A 23,859-nucleotide genomic window follows, 5' to 3' on the forward strand; every position below is an offset into this window, starting at 1 on the left:
GATTTTGCCTATCAGGGCTTGCCAAGCGCCAAATCATCACCTAGGATACGCGTCCTTCGTCGGCAAACGGCGAAACAAAGCAGCAATATTCCCCGGTAGCTCAGTTGGTAGAGCGGGTGACTGTTAATCACTAGGTCGGCGGTTCGAGCCCGTCCCGGGGAGCCAGACAAGATAAGGGCTTAGAGAGATTATCGAAATCCTCTAAGCCCTTTTTTTATGTATGGCCTAGGCCTCGACTACCCACCCTCAGGGCGCTTGCGCCTTGGCCTTGAGGCTGGGAGCGCAGCCACGTGGCGCCCACCGTACTGCCCCAACAAGCGTCTGCCTCGCCTATACGGCCAGTTTCTAGTCAGCGCCGTAGCCCAGCGATGACTTGCCCCGGGCGCGCAGACGAGCCGATAGCGATGCCGCTTATGGCAGTGATTGGCATGGCCACCCTTTTGGCCTAGCACACATTGCATTGCTGTACGACGCCCGCGGGCGAGCTGGTAGGGTCGCCGTGCACAGCGCTTGCCACTTTTTAAGACGAAGCACCGAGGCCCCAGGGTCTTTTGCGGCGTTATGCCTAGGGCCTGACACGATGGCCGCCCCATGCTTGGCAGACACCGTGAGCGGCTGTCGACACGGCACCCACACGATACGTCGATAGGCCTTCAAGCCGTCACCGCTTCTCGACGAGCTCCCCTTCGCATAGGCGAGGCCAACCACTCAGGCTTAAGCGCCCAGGTCACAGCTTTTCTGGATATAGGCTAGCGACGCCCTGCGGTCGTGGCGCTGGTATAAACGATCGCCGGGATCCGGCGGACTGCTACCGGTCGACGCGATGAGCGCGCCCCGCACCGCGTTTCTAGCCGAACGGATCGACGGGCACATACCCCCATCGCCTCCGATACGCCACCGACTGCCGCCGATTCGCGACCGGTCAAGCCGATATGCTCATGTTCGCGGGGCACCCCAGCGACGCTCAGGCGGTTGTCCTTACCTTGCCGCTGCCTTCACGCAGCTGATCGGTCCTGGTCGGCGCGGTATTTGCTTGCCCCAAGACTGCTATTGGATACTCATAAATAATCTATTCGTATCCAATTCAGCGCCTGCTGCACTTGCCAGCCGCCCCTACTTGAACAGCGATTGATGTCAAAACACAGCTATGCCTTCCCACCGGCGGGGCTGCCGGATCAGAACCAGCGCACAGTCGATCGTGCGGTATTCAAAACAGCCTACGCGGTCGTTCCCGGCAGCGTGATGCGCGATATCGTCACCAGCCGGTTGCCGCATTGGCACGCCACCCGGGCCTGGATACTGGCCCGCCCCATGTCTGGCTTTGCCGAAACGTTCGCCCAGTACGCTATGGAAGTCGCCCCGGGGGGCGGCAGCGAGCGTCCGGAACCGGATCCGACAGTCGAGTCGGTGCTGTTCGTGGTCGACGGCGGGTTAACGCTGACTCTGGAAGGCAAAGCCCATGCCCTGATTCCGGGCAGCTATGTCTTCATCCCACCGGGGGCAGACTGGCATTTGCACAATGACACGGCAGACCCGGCTCACTTCCAGTGGATCCGCAAGGCCTACGAGCCGGCCGACGGCATTCCGGCACCGGCTGCGTTCGTCACCCACGACGACGACGTAACGCCCGAGCCGATGCCCGACACCGAGGGTGTCTGGGCGACCAGCCGCTTCGTGGCGGCCGACGATCTGCGCCACGACATGCACGTCACCATCGTGACGTTTCAGCCCGGCGGCGTGATTCCGTTTTCCGAGACCCACGTCATGGAGCACGGGCTGTACATCCTGCAGGGCAAGGCGGTCTACCAGCTCAACGAAGACTGGGTAGAGGTCGAGGCCGGCGACTTCCTATGGCTACGCGCCTTCTGCCCCCAGGCCTGCTATGCCGCCGGGCCGGGCCCGTTTCGTTATCTGCTCTACAAGGACGTCAATCGGCATCCGCGACTGCCCGGTGCCCCCTCATTGGCCGCGACTTAGCCCCCGGGTGATACCTGCCGCTTTCGATCATCCACTCAGCAATTTTCAAGGAAACCCAATGACCCAGCACCATGTTCATCTCGGCACCAATCAATACGGCAAGGCCGAGGTTCGTCTGGTCAAGATCACCCGCGACAGCCCGCGCCACGAGATCGAGGATCTGAACGTCACCTCGGAGCTGCGCGGCGACTTCGAGTCGGCCTATCGCGAAGGCAATAACGAGCACGTGATTCCGACCGATACCCAGAAGAACACCGTATTCGCCTTTGCCCGGGACGGCGTCGGCGCCCCAGAGACGTTTCTGATACGTCTGGCGAATCACTTTACCGACAACTTCGACTGGGTAGACGGCGGCCGTTGGGAGGCCCGGCAATACGCCTGGGAGCGCATTCACGCACACGGCGCGGCCCACGATCATTCCTTCGTAAGAAGCGGCCAGGCAGTGCGCACTGCAGTCGTGGTACGCGATCACGCACACACCCATGTCCTGGCCGGACTGCAGGAAATGACGGTGCTTAAATCCACCGAATCCGGCTTCGAAGGCTATCCCAAGGATCGCTATACCACGCTGCCGGAAACCGACGATCGCATCATGGCGACCGAGATCACCGCGCGCTGGCGTTACAACACACCGGAAGTGGATTTCAACGCGGTCTACGACAGCGTCAAGGCGCTGCTGCTGGAAGGCTTTGCCGAAAAATACTCCAGCGCGCTCCAACAGACCCTGTTCGACATGGGCACCAAAGTCATTGATGCTCACCCGGAAATCGACGAGATCCGACTATCGATGCCGAACAAGCATCATTTCGTGGTCGACCTGTCGCCCTTCGGCCTAGACAACCCGAACGAGGTCTTCTATGCCGCCGACCGGCCTTATGGCCTGATCGAGGCTGCAGTGGTGCGCGATGGCGCCAGCGAGGCCAGTAATGCCTGGGCGCATATGGCCGGCTTCTGCTGATTCGAACGCGGCTGGCCTGCGCTGCCTCAGGACACCAGCCGCGTTGCGATCCGGTTGTGGCGGGCGATCCAGGCCGACAGATCGCCTTCGACGAGCTGGCCTTCTCGTACCCGGGGCCGGCCGTTGATGATCGACAGGTCCACCCGCGGTGGGTTGCAGAACACCAGCGCTGCGACCGGGTCATGGACGGCGCCACCGGCCAGGCCGAGACTGTCCAGCCGATAGCCAATCACATCGGCAGCCATGCCCGGTGCCAGGGCGCCGATATCGTCGCGGCCCAGCACTTCCGCCCCGCCCCGCGTGGCCAGACGCAGGGCGTCGTAGGCGGACATGGCAGAGGCGCCCCGCGCCAGCCGCGCCAACAGCATCGCCTGGCGGGCCTCGGCCCGCATGTCGGAGCTGTCGTTCGAGGCCGAACCATCGACGCCGAGGCCGACCCGCAGCCCGGCGGCCTGCATTTTATCGATCGACGCCACCCCCGAGGCCAAGCGCATATTGGAACTCGGACAGTGGGCGGCCCCGCAGCGATGGACACCGAGGCGCTCCAGTTCGCCGGCACTGGGATGCACCATATGCGCGAACCAGACGTCATCGCCCGTCCAGCCGACATGTTCGGCATACTCGACCGGGGTCTTGCCGAAGGTCTCACGGCAAAAAGCATCTTCGTCCAGGGTCTCGGCCAGATGGGTATGCAGATGCACGCCGTACTGGCGTGCCAGCGCCGCCGACTCGCGCATCAGATCCATCGATACCGAAAACGGCGAACAGGGCGCGAGCGCAATCCGGGTCATCGCGCCCGGCGACGGATCGTGATACCGCTCGATCACGCGCTGGGAATCGACCAGGATCGCCGGCTCGCTCTCTACGGCGTGATCGGGCGGCAGCCCGCCCGCCGATTCGCCGACCGACATCGAGCCGCGCGAGGCATGGAAACGAAAGCCCATATCGGCCGCGGCATGGATCTGGTCATCCACCCGCGCGCCGTTCGGCCAGATATAGGTATGGTCAGCCGCCGTGGTACAGCCCGACAGCATCAGCTCAGCGATCGCGATGCGCGTGGCGGTTTCGATCGCCTCCGGATCGAGCCGGGCCCAGATCGGGTAGTGGGCGACCAGCCAGTTGAACAGACCAGCATCTTGGCCGGCCGGCAGGTTGCGGGTCAGCGTCTGGAAGAAATGATGATGGGTATTGATCAACCCCGGCAACAGAATATGCCCGCTCGCATCGATGACTTCATCGGCCGGCTGGGTCGAGGTGCCGGCCGGCTCGATCGCGGTGATCAGTCCCTCCTCAATCCATAGGCTGGCATGACGCCACTGGCTGCCGGCATCATCGAAACAGGCGATAACCTCGGCATTGTCGATTCGGAGAGTGCTCATCGGCAGGCTCTTTTGTAGTGCATAAATTCGACAGCCGGATCCTGCCAGACTGCCCTGATGATACCGGCCCGGGTCTTCTGCAGGCCGGCGCGGGCCATCAGCCTTGGCCGGCGCCATGAACCCCGACGCCCGTTTTGCCGGCTCTGGGACCGACGTGTCTGCCTATCCTGCGGCGATCCGGACAGAGTGCCTCGAGCGTGCGCGATTGCGCTGTGCGGCCGTGCCGCCGCCTGTGGCACAGATGAACGAGCACGTCGGTACGACCAAGCCAAGAGCGATACCTGCCGTGGCCGGACCGGCTGCAGCGACCAGCACTCGCGTCTCGTCACGCGGCGTTAGCGGCCAGATCTGCGATCTACCGCGGAATCAAGACCTAGCTGCCGCGATACGTCGAATAGCCATAGGGCGAAACCAGCAGCGGCACATGATAGTGCTCCTGCGGCGAACTCACGACGAAGCGGATCACCACGTCGTCGAGAAAATCGCCGGCATGCGCGCTGCCCCGGGTCGCGTAATAGGCCGATACCGACAGCATCAGTTCATAGCGCCCGGCAACGAACGCCGCACCGCTGAGAAGTGGTTGGTCGGTACGGCCGTCGGCATTGGTTTCGGCCGTCGCCAGCAGCGTGCGCTGGCCACCCGGCGCGAGCCGGGCCAACTCGATCCGGATACCGGCTCCAGGGCAGCCGTTGGCGGTATCCAGTACGTGGGTGGTCAGATACCCCATAGTGATCTACTCATGCAGTTCGTTGGTCTCGGCGTGGCGCGCCTCGTCTGCTGCCCCGCCGCTCGATGAAGCGCCGCCGGCCCCGTTGAGCAGCAGATTGGACAGCACCGCTGCGATGGTCGTGAGCATGATGCCGCTATGGACGATCGGCGCCGTCCAGTCCGGCAGCGCGGCAAAGAATTCCGGCGAGGCCAGCGGGATCATGCCGCAGCCGAACGACACCGCAATCACCAGCTGGTTGGCCCGCCGCGACAGATCCGCCTGCGACAGGATATTCAGGCCGGCCGCGGCCACCATGCCGAACATCACCAGCCCGGCACCGCCCAGTACCGGCTTGGGAATCGACGCCACCAGATAGGCCGCCTTCGGGCACAGGCTGAGCACCACCAGCATGACGCCCGACACTACGGTTACCCAGCGGCTGGTCACGCCGGTCATGCCGACCAGACCGATATTCTGTGAAAACGAAGTATGCGGAAAGCCGTTGAACAGCCCCGACAGGGCCGTGGCCAGGCCATCGCCGCTGAGTCCGCGGCGCAGGCGCTGAGCATCTACCGGCCGCTCGACCAAGTCGCCCAGGGCCAGAAACATACCGGTCGATTCCACCAGCGTGACCACCATCACGATGCACATGGCCAGAATCCCGGCCGGTGGAAACTGCCAGGCGCCGAAGTGAAACGGTGTGACGACCTGGCCCCAGGGCCGGCTGGTCATCCCCGACAGATCGACCGCCCCGCACAGCCAGGCCAACAGATAGCCGGCGGCCAAGCCCAGTAACACCGAGATGTTCACCCAGAAGCCGCGGCCGAAGCGATTGATCAGCAATACGGCTGCGAGCACGAACGCCGCCAATAGAATATGAGTCGGCGCCCCGAAATCGTCGGCAGTCGCCCCGCCCCCGGCCCACTGAATACCAACCGGCAACAGCGATATGCCGATCGAGGTGATGACCGTGCCGGTCACCAGCGGCGGAAAGAAACGAAGCACTCGCGCGAATACCGGCACGATCGCGATACCGAACAGCCCGCTGACGAAAGTCGCACCGAAAATACCCGGCAGCCCGATATCGCCGCCGCCGGCCATGGCCACCATCGGCCCGACGGTTACGAAGCTCGAGCCCATAACCACCGGCATCCGGATCCCGAACATGCCGGCCCCGAACGACTGAATCAGCGTACCGATACCGGCACACAGCAGATCGGCGTTGATCAGATACGACAGCTGATCGCGGGGCAGCTCGAGTGCATAGCCGACAATCAGGGCTACGGCTACCGAGCCGGCATACATCACCAACACATGCTGTAGTCCGGCTAGGGCCAGCGTGGCACCACCGGGCCGGCGTGCGTCTTGGACGCTTAGGCTCGTTTCCATCAGCTTCTCCAGCGGTTTGGCCATTTCGAAAGCGTGGCGACGCGGCCGACCAAGCGCATCAGAAGCGCGGCGGCCAGTGCCGGAACGCCTTGGCCCGCGGTTCGGCATAGGTACGCAGTTTCGAGGTCGACAGCCCCTGGCGGACCAGCGATTCAGCGATGCCGACCGCCGCAGCCACGCCGTCGACCACCGGCGCACCGGTACGTTCGATCACCCGCGAGCGCAGCCCGGCCATGCCGCCACAGCCCAGGCAGATCACTTCGGCATGATCGTCGCTCACCGCGCGTTCGGATTGTTCAGCAATGGCCTCGATCGCCACCGACGGATCGCGTTCGAGATCGAGCACGCCGAGCCCGCTGGCGCGTATCGAAGCCAGCCGGTCAGTCAGACCGGCCAGCTTCAATCGATCGGCGATCAGCGGCACGGTCCGGTCGAGCGTGGTCACCACGCTATAGGCATGGCCGAGGAACATCGCGGTACTCGCCGCCGCCTCGGTGATATCGACCACCGGCACCGCCAGCAACTCCTGCAGCCCTTCCCGGCCGTGCTCGCCATAGCCGGCCTGGATCACGGCGTCATAGGGCTCGGCATAGCGGCGCACCCGCTCCATGACGGCGACCGCGGCCAGATAACTCTCATAGTTGCCCTCGACCGATTCGGCGCCAAAATCTGGCGTCAATGGCACGATCTCGGTGCCCGGCGCCGCCGCGGCGCGCGCGGCCTCGCCGATTGCCTCGGTCATGCTTTCGGTGGTATTGACGTTGACCACGAGAATTCGCAAAGCAATCGTCTCCTTGTATTCAATCGCTGGGAACCGCGATGCCGCGTCCGTCCCGCGGGGCCACGTGTCGGCTGCGATCGGCAATTACGGCATAGGACAACGCGGCGAGTACCGCGCCGAAAAACCAGGAAAAACCGCTGATCGCCTCGAGTATCGGCAGCAGTGCGACAGCCAAAGATATGCAGGCCGCCGGTGCCAACGCGACAAAAGCCCGAATATTGAATCCCTTACGATAGACGTAGGGGGCGCCGGGTCGGTCGTCGTAGAGCCCGCCTACGTCGATACAGCGGTGCGATACAAGCCAGTATTGGGCCATGATCACGCCGAATACCGGCCCTAGCAGCGCCCCGAGCCCGCCCAGGAAATACTCGATCACGATCGGCGAGTTGTAGAGATTCCAGGGCATAATCACGAGCCCGGCCAGTGCACTCAGCCAACCGGCCCGCTTGAAATCCAGCAGCCGCGGCATCGCATTGGCCAGCATGTAGATCGGCGCGACGAAATTCGCCACCAGATTGACTGCCACCGTGAGTACGATCAGTGCGACACAGGCGGCGACCAGCAGACCCGTATTGGGGATGGTGCGCACGATATCCGCCGGGCTTTCGATCACCTGGCCGTTGATCGAGAACTGGGCCCCGGCCAGGATCACGACGATGGCCGCGAAAAACAGCATGTTCACCGGAATGCCGAGCAGATTGCCCAACAGAATGTCGCGCCGACTGCGCACCGAGCGGGTGAAATCACAGAAATTGAGCACGAACGTGCCGTAAATCACGACCCACAGCGCGGCTGCTGCGAAGATTTCACGCCACATAGCAAAACCGGTCAACGCATTGACGGGCGCCATAGCAATGGCGAAATCCGCACGGGCGAGCATCCAGCTGGCCAGCAGCGTCATGGCGATCAAGATCACCGGCCCGGCCAGTGCCACATAGCGACGCACCATCTGCATGCCGTAACTGACGATCACCACCTGCAGCGCCCAGAGCGCCGCAAAGGTCAACCAACCGAGGCTCGACAGCCCCAGTACCGCGTTGTGATCCCAGCCATTCAGCCCAGGCCAGATCGCCACCAGCATGACCCGCAGCACCACCGAGGCAAGATAGGTCTGGATGCCGAACCAAGCGATGGCCACACTGCCGCGAATCCAGGCCGCGACCTGGGCACCGTCGATACCGAAGGCCGCCCGCGCGAGCACCGGAAACGGTACACCGGTGCGATGGCCCATCAAGCCCGACAGGTTGAGCAGCCCATACAAAAGCACGGCGCCGATCGCGAACGCCAGCAGGATCTGCCATACCCCCAGCCCGAGCGAGAACAGACCGATCGCGAAGGTGTAATTGCCCAGACTGTGAACATCGTTGGCCCACAGCGTGAACACATGATACGCCCGCCACGGCCGCCCGGCGGCCTGCGTCGGCGCGAGTTCGCGGTTATACAACCGCGGACTCGGATAATCGGAATAGCGCTGCGATACCGACCGTTCATCCAGCCCGTTCGCAGCTACGGCACTCATGTCAGCCTCAGCTGCACGGATCCGTCGACGATCTCGGTTTCATTCAGATTATCGCCCGGGCCGTCGCGCTCAACGGTCAGAAACTGCGAAACGGCATCGAGCGCGATGATCGGGTGATGCCATACCCCCTTACGATAATTCACGCCCTGGTCGGGACGGGCCCAAAACGCCCGAAGCCGTTCGGCCGTGGGCGGCGGCGTGCCGTCGGCGACGATCACCACATAGCGATACCCGGATATCGGCATGAAGATCTGACTGCCTAACGGATGCCGCTCCATCAGGCGTAGCCGCATCGGCAGACGTTCCGGCTGGGCTTCCACCAGATCGACGCGGACCCAGCCGCCCCGATCCTCGACATCTACCATGGCTAGATCGCGAAACCGCTCGGCCCGCCCCTGGTTGATCACCGACGCCGGATGGCCGTCGGTCTCGATCACGTCGCCGTAGGCGGCGAACGCCTCGGCCGATAGCGGTTCGGCGATCAGATCGTAGGTCAGATCGTTTTGGGTCATGATGGCCCCCTGCTCCGGCTGGCTGCTTCCAGCGTGCGCGTCTCAAGCACCCTGCTTGCCATTCGACGCGCGCTGCGGAAAACTCGGTTCGGTCATTGTTCGCCTACAGAATTGGATACGATATACACACAAGGTTGTATCTAATCCAAACAAACAACTTTCATGCCAGCGATGTCAGAACACGATCTGCAGAACCAAGACACACGACAACTCGAGCCGCGACCGAGCCATCTCGACCAGGCGGCATTCGTCGCCGAATACGGTGGGATTTATGAGCATTCGCCGTGGGTTGCCCAAACAGCCTGGGATGCTGGGCTGAGCCCGGCCCAGGATACGGTCGACGGCTTGGCCGCCGTACTGCGTACCGCAGTCGACCGAGCCGCCCCGGCAGCGCGGCTGGCGTTGATCAATGCGCATCCGGATTTGGGCGGCAAGGCCGCAATGCGCGGCGAGTTGACCGCGGGTTCGACCCAGGAACAGGCCGGCGCGGGGCTGGATCAGTGCACACCGGCCGAGTACAAGCGGCTACAGGCGCTCAATACGGCCTATCGCGAACGGTTCGGCTTCGTGTTCATACTCGCGGTACGCGGCTTGGGGCGCCCGGCAATCCTTGCCGCCATGGCACAGCGCCTGGATAACGACCCAACAACGGAGTTCGAGACCGCGATCGCCGAGATTCACAAGATCGCTCGGCTGCGTCTGGCCGCGCGTGCCGGCGGCTCTGGTTAACGCCGGCTGCCCCATGGTGCAGCCCCAGCATGATGCGCGGAGGACGTAACGTCATGAGATACGCCGACGCACCCGCGCCCCTGGGGTAACAAGACAAGACATCATGAGCGTGGCCACGTGAGCGAACGATAACGCCGACTTGCCGTCCCAGGGGCATGGGCCGCCGGGTGATGCCCGCCCAGGGCGCCGCATGCCTTCGCCGTAGGGCCTGCCACGCTCGGGACATGCGCCTTGCCGGACACCATGGGCTGGTGTCATGCGATGGTGTCTCTCATGACGAGACGCCCTAGTCGCTCGGCGGGTGCGCCTCGCGCCAGTGCTTGGCGATATCTAGGCGGGTACAGATCCAGATGTCGTCGAAGCCACGTACATAATCGAGAAAACGCGCCAGGGCCGCGGCCCGGCCGGGGCGGCCGGTGATCCGGCAGTGCAGGCCGACCGACATCATCTTCGGCGCGCTCTCGCCCTCGGCATAGAGAACGTCGAAGGCATCCTTGAGATAGTCGTAGAACTGGGCGCCAGAATTGAACCCCTGCGGTGCGACGAACCGCATGTCGTTGGCATCCAGGGTATAGGGCACGATCAGCTGCGGTTGGCCGGCCACGTTCTCCCAGTAGGGTAAATCGTCGGCGTAGGAATCTGCGTCGTAGGCGAACCCGCCGTATTCAGCGACCAGACGACGAGTGTTCGGACTGGTGCGGCCGGTGTACCAGCCCTGTGGGCGTTGGCCGGTCAACGCTTCGAGTGTTTCGACCGAGCGCGCGATGTGCTCGCGCTCGGTGTCTTCATCGACATATTGATAGTCGATCCAGCGCCAGCCGTGCGAGGCGATCTCGAAGCCGGCCTGAATCATCGCCTGGGCCGCCTGCGGATTACGCTCGAGGGCCATGCCCACCGCGAACACGGTGGCCGGCAGCCCTCGCTCGGTGAACAGGCGGTGCAGGCGCCAGAAACCGGCCCGACTGCCGTATTCGTACAGCCATTCCATACTCATGTGCCGTACCCCCGCACGGGCGTCGGTCCCGATCATTTCCGAAAGAAAACTTTCGGAAGCCGGGTCGCCGTGCAGGATGTTGTTCTCGCCGCCCTCTTCGTAGTTGATCACGAACTGCAGCGCGAGCCGGGCATTGCCTGGCCAGTGAGGATGCGGTGGATTGGCTCCGTAGCCGACCATGTCGCGCGGATAGTCTGAATGGAGATCTGTCATAAGCCTCGAGGCGCGAACGCGCGCGTTGCATAACGAATCGGACACGGCCCAATACACCCGGCACCGGGGGTCGCGGCGGTCTTAGCTCATGGCCTGCGAGAAGATATCGCGCAAATCAACCGGCTTATCGCGGTCGCCCAAACCGAGACGTTGTTCACAGGCCATAAGATGCTCGGTCATACGGGCCTGTGCTGCCGCGGCATCGCCAGCCAGGATCGGCGCGAGCAAGGCGCTGTGCTCTCGACACGTACAGGCCAGTCCATCACGGGTCTCATACAGGCCGATGATCAACGAGGTGCGTCCAATCAGTTCTTCAAGAAACGCGGTCATAACCTGATTACCGCCGATACGTGCCAGCGCCATATGAAAATCGCCGGAATGCCGGATTTGGCTGCGCCGCTGGTCGTCGTTGGCGCTGGCTTGCTGGTGGTCCTCATCGACGATCTGCTGCAGATGGGTGCGATCTGTATCGGTCATACGCGCAACCGCGGCAGCAGTGGTCGCGGCCTCGATAACACGCCGGGTCTCGAAAACCTGCCTGGCTTCATCGACCGTCGGGCTGGCCACGGCGGCACCACGGTTCGGCCGCATATCGACCAGCTTGTCGCTGGCCAGACGGAACAACGCCTTGCGTACCACCGTGCGGCTAACCGCGAATATTTCACCGAGATTGTCTTCAGGCAGTTTCGTGCCCGAAGGCAGACGTTGCTCGAAAATCGCGTCGGCGATCCATCGATAGATGGTTTCGTCGGTATGGCGTCTGGGCGCGCTGGATTCGGTCTGCATCATGTCGAGGCCACCGAGCGGCGGCCGTTCCCCGTAGTCGATAGATTGATTTTGCATCGCCAGCGCCAAAGCTGCCAATACCGTAGCCAGCCTGCTTTGTATTTTTCGATAATTCTATTTTGTATCCAAAATACCTGAGCGATAGCGGGCCTCCTACGCCATTGTAGCCCCCGCTCCTCCGGATCGCACCCCGTCCCGCCCTTAGCCGGCTATCCCCGGGTCGAGTACCGCCCGGTCGTCATGACCCAATTTGTGGCACAGGCGGCCGCCAGCCGAGCTGGCCCCGATTAAGCATTGAATTTCAACGAGACAGAACGATCCCCGGTGCACCATACAGGCAAATGCGCAAGTACTTGCCTACAGACGGTTTCGGTTGAGCCAATAGCCCGCGACAAGGCAAGGCCGATCGCATCGTATCCATATTGGATCACTTATTGCATCAGCATCGCAGCCTGGGGTGTTGGGGAGACCCCCGGGGTCGTACTGGTCTATCAGATACCGAATAGGGGAACCCGAATGCTGCCATCCTTGCGTGAACCACAGCGGGCCAAAGACGCCCGGCCACCTATGACGTACCCAAACGGGCCGCGATCGACGGCACGCTCGGCATGGGCGACCACGGCAGTCACCATGGGCGCGCTGTTGTCCTCCCAGACCGCTTTCGCACAGGACGACGCGGCACGCGAAGCCTCCGAGCGTTCCCAGGAGGCGTCGGGCTATGCCGCTCCGGCCCCCGCTGCCGAGGCCGAAGGCGCTGCGGCAGCTCCTGCAGCCCCGGCCGCACCTGCGGCCGCAGCGCCGGCCACCGGTAGCGGTGCCACGGCCACGACCCAGCTCAGCGAAGTCACGGTGACCTCCGATCGTAGCCCCGAGAACGTACAGGACGTCGCGGCTTCGGCAACCGTCATTCCGCACGAAAAGATCGAGGCCTTGAACACCAGTGGCCAGGATATTCGCTCCCTATCGGGCAATACCCCCAGTCTGTATGTGGAATCGTCCAACGGGCGTACCCTGCCGCGGTTTTATATCCGCGGCTACGGCAATACCGACTTCTCGATTTTCGCTTCACAGCCGGTCGGCCTGGTCTACGACGGCATCCAGCAGTCGAACCCGACGCTGAAAAGTTTTCCCATGTTCGACCTGGCCAACGTGGAAGTCATGCGTGGCCCACAAGGCGCCCTCTATGGCCGAAATACCCCGGCCGGCGTAGTGAAACTCGAGTCGGTCAAGCCATCGTTGGACGACGAATCCGGTTATTTCCAGACCTCCTGGGGCCGCTACAACACGATCAACGTGGAAACGGCCTATAACAAGCCGCTGACCGATAGCCTGGCGGTCCGGGTGTCGTTGCTCGAAGAGCATCGCGACGATTGGATCGACAATACCTATACGGGTCAGGACGATGCGCTCGGCAGCTACGATGATCGTGCCTACCGGGTCCAGTTTCTGTACAAGCCGGACAGCGCCTTCCGCGCGCTGTTGAACGCCCATGGCCGGATCCTCGACGGCACGGCGCGCGTTTTTCATGCCAATGCCTACGAGCAAGGGCGCTCGGGCCTGGCGCCAGGGATCGAAGCCGACAAAACCGCCACCGACGGCCGCAACGACCAGGACCTGTCGACCTTTGGATCGAGCCTCGATCTAAGCTATAAGGACGGCGACCTGACCTACCACTCGGTCACCGGCTACGAGTCGGTCATCAACTATTTCAGCCGCGGCGATATCGATGGCGGCAACCCGACCAATACCCCGTTCTCGGTCGAGACCGGCAGCAAGATCAACAACCTGGACCAGATCAGCCAGGAATTCCGGGTCGAATCCGACTACGACGGGCGACTCAACTGGCAGGCCGGGCTCTACTATTTCTATGAGGATGTCACCGGCACCAACTACGATTACGATACGCTTGCCGGCGGCGAGCAGACCGATGCCCTGACCAGCGAACAAACCACCCAGTCGGGCGCGGCTTTCGGCGGTATTACCTATGACCTGACCGACAAGCTCACCTTCTCGGGCGGCGTGCGCTATACCTACAACGACAAAAAATTCGATGTCCGGCGGATCGAAAATCTCGACATCCTCGGCCCGCGCCACGAGGACACCGATGCCGACAAAGTGAGCTGGGACGTCAGCTTGAAGTATCAATGGACCGACCAGTTCATGACCTATGGTCGCGTGGCCACCGGCTTCCGGGCACCGAGCTTCGCTGCCCCGGATGCCTCGCTGCCGATCACGGTGGCAGACTCTGAGGACATCATCTCCTACGAGCTCGGCTTCAAATCCGAGTACTGGGATCATCGGATTCGGACCAATGCCGATATCTATTACTACAATGTCGACGGCCAGCAACTCACGGCCAATGGCGGGCAGCGCAACATCACCACATTGTTGAACGCAGACAAGACCACCGGCTACGGGGCCGAGGTCGATATCGACGCCTATCTCACCTCGCGGCTCATGGTTACCCTCAACGGCAGCTACAACCACACCGAGCTCAAGGACAACAGTCTCTATTCCGCCGGCTGTGGTGCCGCCTGTACGGTCACCGACCCAATGGCCTCGAACGGCCTGTATTCGCTGAATGGCAATCCGCTACCGCGGGCGCCCGAGTTCATCGGCACCATCAGTGCCCGCTACGACTGGCCCCTGTCGAACGGCCGCGGTATCTATCTCTATACCGACTGGTCGTATCGCGACGAGTTCAATATCTTCCTCTACGACGCCCGGGAGTTCCGTGCCGAGTCGCTGATCCAAGGCGGTGCCCGCCTCGGCTATACCTGGGATAACGAAAAGTACGAAGTCGCCGTGTTCTGTCGTAACTGCACCGACGAAATCGAAGGCAATGGCGCGATCGACTTCAACAATCTGACCGGCTTCGTCAACGATCCCCGAATTTGGGGCGCCCAGTTCCGGATGCGTTTCTAGAACCCCCTCGGCGGTCTGGGCAGGCCAATGGCAAGGCCTGCCCACGATTAGCCAGCCGAGAGCCAACGCCTCCAGTACGCGGGCTGGTTCCAGAATCTGCTGAGGTTGTGTACCCGCGCCGCGTTGGCGTTCGGCCCGCGTCCTGCACGAGTCGAGTTGCCGATTGCGCCAAGGCCACGGAACCGACACTCGCAACCCCGTCGGACATCCAAGGCTCATTCTGTACGAGCCAACTGAGCACCGGGCCGAACGCCTTTGCACCGCCATCCAGCGCGGTATGGCCGCGCGTAGCACGACCGCAACACGTTCGCTAAGTCTGTATTGGCCGCTCGCGTGATTTACCCCAAAGCGCTTGGCGCGGGTAACGTCCAGCAACCGACTGAGGCCCTAGAACCTAGACATTCACCGGCGCTAGGCCAACAGTTTCTACTGTCATGGCCGAAGCCCGCCTCCGCGTCTTCCCCCGCCCGACCGCGGCGAGTTCACGAGCCCCTGTCGCGACCGCGGCACCTCTATAGCGTTGACAAGAACGAACGCCGATCATCGCGCTCCCCCCAATTCCAAGCCGAGCAGCCCAGCGGTCTTTGAGTGAGCGCTTGCGGCCTTCTATGCGCTTATTCGCGGCTTATCCTACGCCCCCGATTCTTTTGAGGGATCCATCTACAACCGTGAGGCGATTCATGCGCAAACGCATCTGATTCATTCCGGCATTATTTTTGTATCCAATCAGGCCAGCTATCAATCGACAATCGCATCCGATCCAGTTATTGGACGCCAACGGCCTGTCCGATCCCGAACGTGCGGCCGTCAATCCACATTCAACACCCAAGGAGTCACTATTTTGGGTATGAGAGGCAGCAGTGCTTCACGTCAGTGCACGACACCACAGTCCGGTCCCGGGCCATGGCGACAGCTATTGATGGCGTCGTTACTGGCATCAGTGCCCCTCGCGGGGATCGCCAGCCAGACGGATCAGACCCATGACGCGCCCGATTCGAGCACCTCGCACGAGGGCGTCGAAGGCATCCTGCACATAATCCGGGGCGGTGAATTCCATGGCGGCATGCGTCTGCTCTATTACGAAACCCAGAACGCCTATTTCACGCCGGAAGAAGATCAGAGCACGGCCACCTTGGGTGGCCAGCTCGGTTTTGCATCGGCGTCTTTCCATGGGCTGTCGTTCCGGATTTCCGGTTACGGCCAGCACGGGATCGATCATTCCGATAATCCTGCCGAAGTCGAACCCTCGCTCGCGCCCAATATCGCCGTACTCGGCCAGGCTTATCTACAGTGGCAGGGCAATGGCGTGCGGCTGCGTGCCGGCAATCAAATGCTGAACCAGGTGCCGTTTGCCTCGGGCTACGATTTTCGGATCATCCCGGAAATCTATCGTGGCGTGTCCGCTCGCATCGGCAACGATAAGCACTATCTGCGTGTACTGCGCATGTTCCGCTATAAATCGCGGGTGAACGACGAATACGACAAGACCACCAACTACAACACCGATTTCGTGGACTATCCACCGAATACGACGCGCGAAACCGGCGGCTTCTGGGCTATAGGCGGCGGCGGCCGAGCCGACGCGGGGCCCACCGCACTATCTGGCCGAGCCTGGTTCTTCAATTACCGCGACTACGCGAATATGGTCTATGCCGATGGCGAAATCGCTCGCTCGGCAGGCTCGATCCAACCTTTCGTCGGTGCCCAGGTGATCCGCGAAACCGAGACCGGAGCCGCCGTACTCGGCCATATCGACCATCAAACCTATGGCCTGCAGACCGGCATTCGTCATCATTCCCTGACCGCGTCGCTATCCTACGACTATATCCCGCACGACGACGACAGCGTGCTCAATGGCGCACTGGTCACGCCCTATGCCCATAACGTGGCTTCCGGACCCTATTTCGCGCAGCCGCTGCTCAACAGCACCCAGGACCTGGGATCGGGCAACGCCTATGCAATCGATATCAAAGGCGCCCCGGCCCGACACGCGTTCCTCGGCGCCCGCTATTCCTATATGGACCTACGCCCAAGCGAAGGCGCCGATTCGATCGGCCAGTCCGAATATCTGATCTTTGCCAGCTATAAATTCGACGGCGCACTGGACGGCTTGAGCCTGCGCGATGCCGTGGCCTATCAGACCCGCGACAGCTCGTCGGTCGATTTCTGGGAAAACCGTCTGACGCTCGGGTATTCGTTCTAGGGCGCGTCGTCACGAGATACGCCGCCGCATTCGCGGCCCTGTGGTGGCAAACCAAGACATCGTAAGCGAACGATAACGCCGGATGGCCGCCTCAGGGCCGCCGACCCTGCGGGTGATGCCCGCCGATCGCACCATGCGGCGTTGCAGGCCTTGAACGTGGGCCGCTACGCTCAGCGGCCTGCGCCTTGCCTGCCACCATGGGCGGGCGTCATGCGACGGCGCGCCCTAGAGCGTATTGATGTGTCGTGCGAATCCGCGCCAGGCGCTGCTATGCCGCAACGCAGGGCGTTGCCGCACCACGCGAGACGCTATAAGCCAGGATTGTCGGCATGTTGTTAATCGTTGGGCATTGGTCCGGCCGGATCGGCCTGCCCATCGTGCTCTGCAACGTTCCGCGCCTCGGCGTGGCCGGCCACGCCGCAGCAACTTATGCCTTGCAGGACACAATGGCCGACTCCTAGACGGCAATCGCACGAAACCTCAACACGCCCGAGACGCTATCGACTTCACGATAGCGCCCTGGCCTGATTCGTCATTCGTCGCGATCACAAGAGCACGGCCTCCTGGGGCGAGCGGCCATCAGGAGGATCCGCAGGCCGCTTACCGGGCTGACGTTTCATACAAAGACACCGCCCATCCATGCATGGGCATCCCTGTCGCCCGAGCCGAACCAGCAGTGACGAGCCAAACCTTGGCCGGCAAGGCCATCATCTTGAGCCGGTGCAAGTGTCCGTCAATCCGCACCACGCGTTGTACACTGCGGCCCCAAGGCTTCGTGTGCGCATCTCGCCATTCGGTGCCCACCCGCCCCTACACCAGCTTGAGATACAAAAACGTCCGGGCTGGACGAAGGCGCCCTCTCTGAATACACGACTCTGGCCCTGCGGCTTGGCGCTTCGACAAGACGCAGCGCCGACCGCGGATAGACTTAATTCCATGACACGACGGGCGGCAGCCTATTCGTCGGCCAGCAATTCGGCCATCACGCTGACCGCGATTTCAGCGGGAGTATCGCTTTTCATCGGCAACCCGATCGGTGCCTGTATCGCCGCGCGTTGCGGCTCGGAAACACCGGCGTCGCACAGGCCGCGCTGGATAGCACGGATCTTCGCGCTAGCGCCCATCACGCCCAGACTCCGACAGCCTTGGCCGGCAAGAGCCGCCAATGCGATAACGTCTTCAGTCATGGCGCGCGTCATGACACGTACCTGTGTCATTTCGGCATGGGGAAGACGCGTCGCCAGTTGGCTGAAATCGTCTAGGCAGACAGCGTCGATCCCTGCCGGCCACTCGCCGTCCAGGCAGGCCGGGCGCGTATCGAACAGCGTCACCGCATAGCCGATATCCGCGGCCAGCTTTGCCAGTGCCTGCCCGCAATGCCCAGCGCCCACGATTGCCAGCCGTCGTGGGTTGAGGTTGTGCTCGATATACGACCACTCAGGCCCGTCGGCGAAGACGATCCGCTCAGCCGAAGGCGGCGTGCGCTCTACGATCGCTAGACCGCGCGGGTCGATCGACAGCGCAAGCGCCGCATCGTCCGGCCGTTCGAGCGCCTGGACGAAGCGCTGGATCGCTGGATCGTCGCGCCCCGGCTCGAGAATCGTCGAGACATGGGTCTGTTCACCGGCACAGATCAGCCCCGAAGCCTCGTCGCCGGCACCGGCGCGATGCACCTGGCGTCGGCGTTCAGGCGGCATGGCGCCGCCGGCCAGGGCTTCGCGGGCGTGCTCGATCAGGCGCAGTTCCATGATGCCGCCCCCGATCGTGCCATGGCTGGCGCCACTGTTATCTACCCATAGGCGGGCACCGGTGGTCCCGGGCGAACCCCGGGTATGAGCAGCGACCAGGCTCACGAAAACCCGCTGCCCGGCCGCGAGCCGTTCCGATACGTCTCGCCAGAATTCAGAAATCGTCATATCGCTGCAGTACTCATCTAGCGCGTTATTCGGCCGGCTCGAAATCGATTTCGGCGTTTGTGTGCGTCTGCCGCGCGGCCATCGTGTCCGCCGCCGCCAGTACCGCCTCGGCAGTCGCTGGCGCGTCCAACGGGGCTGCACTCCGATAGCCATCGATACTGGCCAGCGCATCCTTGATCGCATGCAGCACCGAGATCGCCAGCATCAGCGGCGGCTCGCCGACCGCCTTGGATCGATAGAGGGCCTCCTCGACGTTTTCGCCGCGCTCGTAGATCTCGGCCTTGAAGTGCTCCGGCACGTCCGAGGCCACCGGTATCTTGTAAGTCGACGGGGCATGGGTCTGTAGCCGCCCTGCTTCGTCCCACCACAGCTGTTCGGTGGTCAGCCAGCCGGCGCCCTGGACGAAACCGCCCTCGATCTGGCCCATATCGATGGCCGGGTTCAGCGAGCGGCCGACATCGTGGAGTAGATCGACCCGGGTAATGCGATATTCGCCGGTCAGGGTATCGATCAACACCTCGCTGGCCGCAGCGCCGTAGGCGAAATAGAAAAACGGCCGCCCTCGGCCGAGTTCGTCGACTTCGATCTTGGGGGTCGCATAGAAGCCGGCCGCCGAGAGCTGGACCCGGTTCAGATGCGCCAGCTTGACGATCTCGGCGAAGCTGCCCAGCCGACGCTCGCCGGCGAATACCGCATTGTCGCGAAACACGATCCGGTCCGCGCTCGCCACTTCGAACTGATCGCGGATCATCGGCAGCATGCGATCGAGAATCTTGGTCGCGGCATTGAATGCTGCGGCCCCGTTCAGATCGGAGCCGGAGGACGCTGCGGTCGGCGACGTATTGGGCACCTTGCCGGTATTGGTTGCAGTGATCCGCACCCGCTCTAGATCGATACCGAACACTTCGGCAACCACCTGGGCGACCTTGATATGCAGGCCCTGGCCCATTTCGGTGCCGCCGTGGTTGAGCTGTACGCTGCCGTCCAGATAGACCAGCACCAGCGCACCGGCCTGGTTCAGAAATTTGCTGGTAAACGAGATCCCGAACTTGACCGGGGTCAGGGCCAGGCCTTTCTTGAGATAGCGACTGTTCGTGTTGTAATCGGCGATCGCGGCCCGACGGCCAGCATAGTCGGCGCGCCGTTCCAGATCCGGCACTAGATCGTGCAGGATGTTGTCTTCGACCGTCATGCCATAGGGCGTAACGTTGCGCTCGGTCGTGCCGTAGAGATTGGCCCGGCGCACTTCCAGCGGATCGCGGCCGAGCTGGCGGGCGATCTGTTCGATGATCTCTTCCATGCCGACCATGCCCTGGGGCCCGCCGAAGCCACGGAAGGCAGTATTGGACACGGTATGGGTACGGCAGCGCCGCGAGGTGATGCTGACCTGGTCGAGATAATAGGCGTTGTCGGCGTGGTACATGGCCCGGTCGGCCACCGAGTGCGACAGATCTGGGGCATAGCCGCAGTTGGCGGCCTGCATCACCTCGATGCCCAGAATACGGCCGGTCTCGTCGAAGCCGACGTCGTAGTCGATGAGAAAACCATGCCGTTTGCCGGTCATGGTCATGTCGTCGTCGCGATCCAGGCGGTATTTTACCGGCCGACCGGTCTGCTGGGCCGCCAGGGCCGCGATCACCGCGAACCAGGCGCCCTGGGTTTCCTTGCCACCGAAGGCACCGCCCATGCGCCGGTTTTCGACCGTGACCGCATGATCGGCCAGGCCCAGCACCTCGGCGATCGCGCGCTGGACCTCCGATGGATGCTGGGTCGAGCTATGCACCAGCAGGTCGCCGTCCTCGGCCGGAATCGCCAGCGCGACCTGGCCTTCCAGATAAAAATGCTCTTGCCCGCCGACGTGGGTCCGGCCGCTTACGCGATGCGGGGCCGCCGCGATCGCAGCCTGCGGCTCGCCCCGGGTCCAGGTCTTGGAGGGCACCACTTCGGCGCCGGCGTCCAGCGCATCCTCGATGGTCAACAGCGCCGGCAGATCCTCGTATTCGACCTCGGCCAGCGCCGCAGCCCGACGGGCCGCGGCCACCGTATCGGCGGCGACCGCGAACAACGGCTGACCATAAAACAGCACTTCGCCGTCGGCGAACACCTGGTCGCCCGGAAATACCGGACCGATATCGTTGGTGGTCGCCGCCAGGTCCGCGGCCGATATGACGGCGGCTACGCCCGGCGCCTGGCGCACAGCGCTTAAATCCAGCCTTGCGATCCGGGCATGGGCCCGCTCGGCCGGATAGGAATAGACATACAGCGTGCCGCGGGGCTCGGGGATATCGTCGCCGTAGCGGGCCTGGCCGGTGACGTGCTTGATCGCGCTGTCATGTGGTTTGGGCTGACCGACGCTCGGGTTGGAACGTTTAGCATCGCCGCTCATGCCGGAAACTCCTCGGCCAGTACCCGGGTACGGGCGGCCGGATCGGTGGTCTCGATGAAGAATTTGTGTAGCAGCCGCCCGGTCACGCGACGCCGATAGGCTTCGCCGGCACGCATGTCGGTCAGCGGCGAGAATTCCTCGACCAGCGCGGCTTCGGCCCGAGCCGCCGTCTGTGCGTTCCAGGGCTGGCCCACCATAACGGCCTCGGTGGCCGGCGCGCGGCTCGGAATCGCCGCCAACCCGCCTAGACCGATGCGGGCTTCAACGATTTGGCCTTGCTCGTCCCGGCGCAGCCAGAACGCCGCACAGACCGCCGAGATATCCTGGTCGAAGCGCTTCGAAATCTTGTAACAACGATAGACTGCGTCGTCGACGAGCTTCGGCACCCGCACCCGGGCGACGATTTCATCGGCAGCACACGCCTGCTGGCCGTAATCGATATACAGCTCATGCAGCGCGATGGTTCGTGCACCGCCTGGCCCGATCAGATCGACGCATGCGCCGAGCGCAATCAGCGCCGGCATGGAATCGCCGATCGGCGAGCCATTGGCGATATTGCCGCCGACCGTCGCCGAATTGCGGATTAAAGGAGAGCCGAAACGCCGCAGCAGCGCGCCCAGATCCGGGTAGTGCCGTTCCAGGACTGGCAGCGCATCAGTCTGGGCCAGCATGGCGCCGATCGTGATCTCGGCGGCACCCTCTTCGATCCCCTGCAACTCAGCCACGTCGCCGAGATGAATCACGGTGCCCAGGTCGCGATGCTGCTTGGTGACCCAGAGGCCGACATCGGTGCCGCCGGCCAGCAGAGTGGCTTCGGGATGTTCGCCCAGCAGCAACTGCAGACCCAACAGATCGACCGGTGCGAAATAACGTCGCCCGGCGCCGACGAGCGCTAGCGTGTCCTCGCGGCGTAGCGCGCGCAGCCGTTCGGCCGTGTGCTTGGCAGCCGCCCGGGTCGGGTCTTGCCAGTCGGGATCGTCATGCATGGCCAACGCGGCATCGACGATCGGACGATACCCCGTGCAACGGCACAGATTCCCGGCCAGCGCTTCGTTGATCCGCCCCCGGGATACCGGTTCGCCTCCCAGATAGTAGGACAACAGCGACATCACGAAGCCGGGCGTACAGAAACCGCACTGCGAGGCGTTGGCGTCGACCATGGCCTGCTGGACCGGATGCAGGCGCCCGTCCGGCGCAGCGACGTGCTCGACCGTCAACAGCTGGCACCCATCCAGCATCGGCATGAACAAAATACAGGCATTGACGGCGCGATACTGCATTCGTCCCTGCCCATCCAGCCGCCCGAGCACCACCGTGCAGGCGCCGCAGTCGCCTTCGGCGCAGCCTTCCTTGGTACCGGTCAGGGCCATATCCTCGCGCAGCCACTGGAGTACCGTTTGGGTCGGATCGATAGCGCCGATCTCTCGCAGCTCGTCGCCGAGCAGAAAACGCAGCGACTGGGTCATATCGCCATTCCCCCACCTGTTATCCCACCGCGTTCCTTCGAACCGGCGGCGTACAAATCGGTACGCTCGTTCCCGCGCCGCGTTGCAGCCCGGTACCGCGCGCCTGTATAAACCAAATAGCTAGCATATTCGCTGCCCAACTGCTAACAATTTGCGTGCCACATTGAATACACATAGAACGACGCCTAGAACCATTCGGAGCGCCGACCCGGCCTATCGGGGATTTCGCTGTCCATGACGCTCATCGCTGCTGCGTTGAGCTCTGCCGAAGAAACGGCGGCCTCGACCGAAGACCGCATTGCAGCCGCGATCCGTCGGGCCGTCTTGACCCAGCAACTGCCGTCGGCGACCAAACTGCCGGAATCCAAGCTGGCCGCTATCTTCGACGTGAATCGCGCCGTCGTGCGCGCTGCCCTGATTCGCCTGAGCAGCGACCGCATCGTCAAACTCAGACGTAACCAGAGCGCGATCGTGGTCAGCCCGTCGGCCGAGGAAACCGCGCAGCTGTTTTCGGCTCGACGTACGGTCGAGACCCAGGTGGTACGCGAAACGATCGGCCATCTGCCGAACGCAGCCCGCCACGAGCTCGAGCAGATCATCGCAGCCGAACAGGATGCTCATCTGGCCCAGGCCCATAACCAGCGCATCAACCTGTCCCTACGTTTTCATGAAGTGATCGCCAGCGCCTGCCCGAACCGCGTGCTCGGCGATATTCTCCAGGATCTGGTGGTCCGGACCTCGGTTGCCGTTGCCCTGTACAAGGTGCCCGGTATGGCTGCCTGCTACCGCTGCGCCGATCACCATGGTATTGCCGAGGCACTGATCGCCGGCGATACGGCATCGGTCGTCGAACGGACCGAGGCCCATCTACACTATCTCGAACAGCGCCTGAACCATGCCCGTAGCCCCCAGACCGTCGATCTGGCCACGATCCTCGGCGGCTGAACTCGTACCGGCTTCGCGAATCGGCGCGAATCCTGCCTAACTATCGTATCCAATCAATAATGACCGAGATCG

18 protein-coding genes and 1 tRNA gene are annotated in these 23,859 nt (G+C 62.9%); 8 read left to right on the forward strand and 11 right to left on the reverse strand.

Annotated elements, in window-relative coordinates; translation table 11 throughout:
* Window positions 1-89 precede the first annotated feature (89 nt).
* The 3 genes from V5738_RS11620 to pucL all read left to right on the forward strand — a co-directional run bounded on the left by V5738_RS11620 (window position 90) and on the right by pucL (window position 2,935).
* Window positions 90-165 (forward strand) — tRNA-Asn (locus V5738_RS11620).
* Window positions 166-1,131: 966 nt separating this feature from the next.
* Window positions 1,132-1,977, forward strand: coding sequence for a bifunctional allantoicase/(S)-ureidoglycine aminohydrolase (locus tag V5738_RS11625; RefSeq protein ID WP_423820971.1), 846 nt, complete (start codon window positions 1,132-1,134; stop codon window positions 1,975-1,977).
* 58 nt (window positions 1,978-2,035) lie between these two features.
* The gene (gene pucL, locus V5738_RS11630) at window positions 2,036-2,935 is read left to right on the forward strand and encodes a factor-independent urate hydroxylase (RefSeq protein WP_423820972.1); all 900 of its coding nucleotides are present in this window, start codon (window positions 2,036-2,038) and stop codon (window positions 2,933-2,935) included.
* A 26-nt stretch (window positions 2,936-2,961) separates the two neighbouring features.
* Here the strand turns inward: pucL and V5738_RS11635 are convergent, their stop codons facing one another.
* The 6 genes from V5738_RS11635 to V5738_RS11660 all read right to left on the reverse strand — a co-directional run bounded on the left by V5738_RS11635 (window position 2,962) and on the right by V5738_RS11660 (window position 9,224).
* The gene (locus V5738_RS11635; protein ID WP_423820973.1) at window positions 2,962-4,314 is read right to left on the reverse strand and encodes an 8-oxoguanine deaminase; all 1,353 of its coding nucleotides are present in this window, start codon (window positions 4,312-4,314) and stop codon (window positions 2,962-2,964) included.
* A gap of 373 nt (window positions 4,315-4,687) precedes the next feature.
* The gene (uraH, locus tag V5738_RS11640) at window positions 4,688-5,041 is read right to left on the reverse strand and encodes a hydroxyisourate hydrolase (RefSeq protein WP_423820974.1); all 354 of its coding nucleotides are present in this window, start codon (window positions 5,039-5,041) and stop codon (window positions 4,688-4,690) included.
* Between the two features lie 6 nt (window positions 5,042-5,047).
* Complete coding sequence (locus V5738_RS11645) at window positions 5,048-6,412, reverse strand: nucleobase:cation symporter-2 family protein (RefSeq protein ID WP_423820975.1); 1,365 nt, start codon at window positions 6,410-6,412, stop codon at window positions 5,048-5,050.
* Between the two features lie 58 nt (window positions 6,413-6,470).
* The gene (locus V5738_RS11650; protein ID WP_423820976.1) at window positions 6,471-7,193 is read right to left on the reverse strand and encodes an aspartate/glutamate racemase family protein; all 723 of its coding nucleotides are present in this window, start codon (window positions 7,191-7,193) and stop codon (window positions 6,471-6,473) included.
* A gap of 19 nt (window positions 7,194-7,212) precedes the next feature.
* Window positions 7,213-8,712 carry an NCS1 family nucleobase:cation symporter-1 gene (locus V5738_RS11655; RefSeq protein WP_423820977.1) on the reverse strand — a complete coding sequence of 500 codons (1,500 nt, stop codon included), beginning with the start codon at window positions 8,710-8,712 and terminating at the stop codon, window positions 7,213-7,215.
* On the reverse strand, window positions 8,709-9,224 hold the full coding sequence (locus V5738_RS11660) for an ureidoglycolate lyase (protein ID WP_423820978.1): 516 nt from the start codon (window positions 9,222-9,224) through the stop codon (window positions 8,709-8,711). The genes V5738_RS11655 and V5738_RS11660 overlap by 4 nt, the downstream gene beginning before the upstream one ends.
* 162 nt (window positions 9,225-9,386) lie before the next feature.
* On the opposite strand from V5738_RS11660, the gene uraD reads away from it, so the two are divergent.
* Window positions 9,387-9,953, forward strand: coding sequence for a 2-oxo-4-hydroxy-4-carboxy-5-ureidoimidazoline decarboxylase (gene uraD / locus V5738_RS11665; protein ID WP_423820979.1), 567 nt, complete (start codon window positions 9,387-9,389; stop codon window positions 9,951-9,953).
* Between the two features lie 286 nt (window positions 9,954-10,239).
* Here the strand turns inward: uraD and puuE are convergent, their stop codons facing one another.
* Together puuE and V5738_RS11675 are read right to left on the reverse strand one after the other, a co-directional pair.
* Complete coding sequence (gene puuE, locus V5738_RS11670; RefSeq protein WP_423820980.1) at window positions 10,240-11,160, reverse strand: allantoinase PuuE; 921 nt, start codon at window positions 11,158-11,160, stop codon at window positions 10,240-10,242.
* 81 nt (window positions 11,161-11,241) lie between these two features.
* Window positions 11,242-12,003: a GntR family transcriptional regulator gene (locus V5738_RS11675; RefSeq protein ID WP_423820981.1), complete on the reverse strand. Its 762-nt coding sequence runs from the start codon at window positions 12,001-12,003 to the stop codon at window positions 11,242-11,244.
* Between the two features lie 459 nt (window positions 12,004-12,462).
* Here V5738_RS11675 and V5738_RS11680 point away from each other — a divergent pair, with 459 nt between their 5' ends.
* From V5738_RS11680 to V5738_RS11690, 3 genes are all read left to right on the forward strand, one after another.
* On the forward strand, window positions 12,463-14,871 hold the full coding sequence (locus V5738_RS11680) for a TonB-dependent receptor (protein WP_423820982.1): 2,409 nt from the start codon (window positions 12,463-12,465) through the stop codon (window positions 14,869-14,871).
* 919 nt (window positions 14,872-15,790) lie between these two features.
* Window positions 15,791-17,074 carry a hypothetical protein gene (locus tag V5738_RS11685; RefSeq protein WP_423820983.1) on the forward strand — a complete coding sequence of 428 codons (1,284 nt, stop codon included), beginning with the start codon at window positions 15,791-15,793 and terminating at the stop codon, window positions 17,072-17,074.
* A gap of 329 nt (window positions 17,075-17,403) precedes the next feature.
* Entirely contained in the window at window positions 17,404-17,535 is a 132-nt protein-coding gene (locus tag V5738_RS11690) for a hypothetical protein (RefSeq protein ID WP_423820984.1), read from the forward strand.
* A 495-nt stretch (window positions 17,536-18,030) separates the two neighbouring features.
* Here V5738_RS11690 and V5738_RS11695 read toward each other — a convergent pair whose 3' ends face one another.
* The 3 genes from V5738_RS11695 to xdhA are packed head-to-tail and all read right to left on the reverse strand — an operon-like array spanning window position 18,031 to window position 22,842.
* Complete coding sequence (locus tag V5738_RS11695) at window positions 18,031-18,990, reverse strand: XdhC family protein (protein ID WP_423820985.1); 960 nt, start codon at window positions 18,988-18,990, stop codon at window positions 18,031-18,033.
* 25 nt (window positions 18,991-19,015) lie between these two features.
* On the reverse strand, window positions 19,016-21,376 hold the full coding sequence (xdhB, locus tag V5738_RS11700) for a xanthine dehydrogenase molybdopterin binding subunit (protein WP_423820986.1): 2,361 nt from the start codon (window positions 21,374-21,376) through the stop codon (window positions 19,016-19,018).
* The gene (xdhA, locus tag V5738_RS11705; protein ID WP_423820987.1) at window positions 21,373-22,842 is read right to left on the reverse strand and encodes a xanthine dehydrogenase small subunit; all 1,470 of its coding nucleotides are present in this window, start codon (window positions 22,840-22,842) and stop codon (window positions 21,373-21,375) included. Before xdhA ends, xdhB begins: the two co-directional genes overlap by 4 nt.
* A gap of 234 nt (window positions 22,843-23,076) precedes the next feature.
* Here xdhA and V5738_RS11710 point away from each other — a divergent pair, with 234 nt between their 5' ends.
* Complete coding sequence (locus V5738_RS11710) at window positions 23,077-23,787, forward strand: GntR family transcriptional regulator (protein ID WP_423820988.1); 711 nt, start codon at window positions 23,077-23,079, stop codon at window positions 23,785-23,787.
* The last annotated feature ends 72 nt before the right edge of the window (window positions 23,788-23,859 follow it).

This window comes from Salinisphaera sp. SPP-AMP-43, assembly GCF_049568105.1.
In the GTDB taxonomy this organism is placed as follows: domain Bacteria; phylum Pseudomonadota; class Gammaproteobacteria; order Nevskiales; family Salinisphaeraceae; genus Salinisphaera.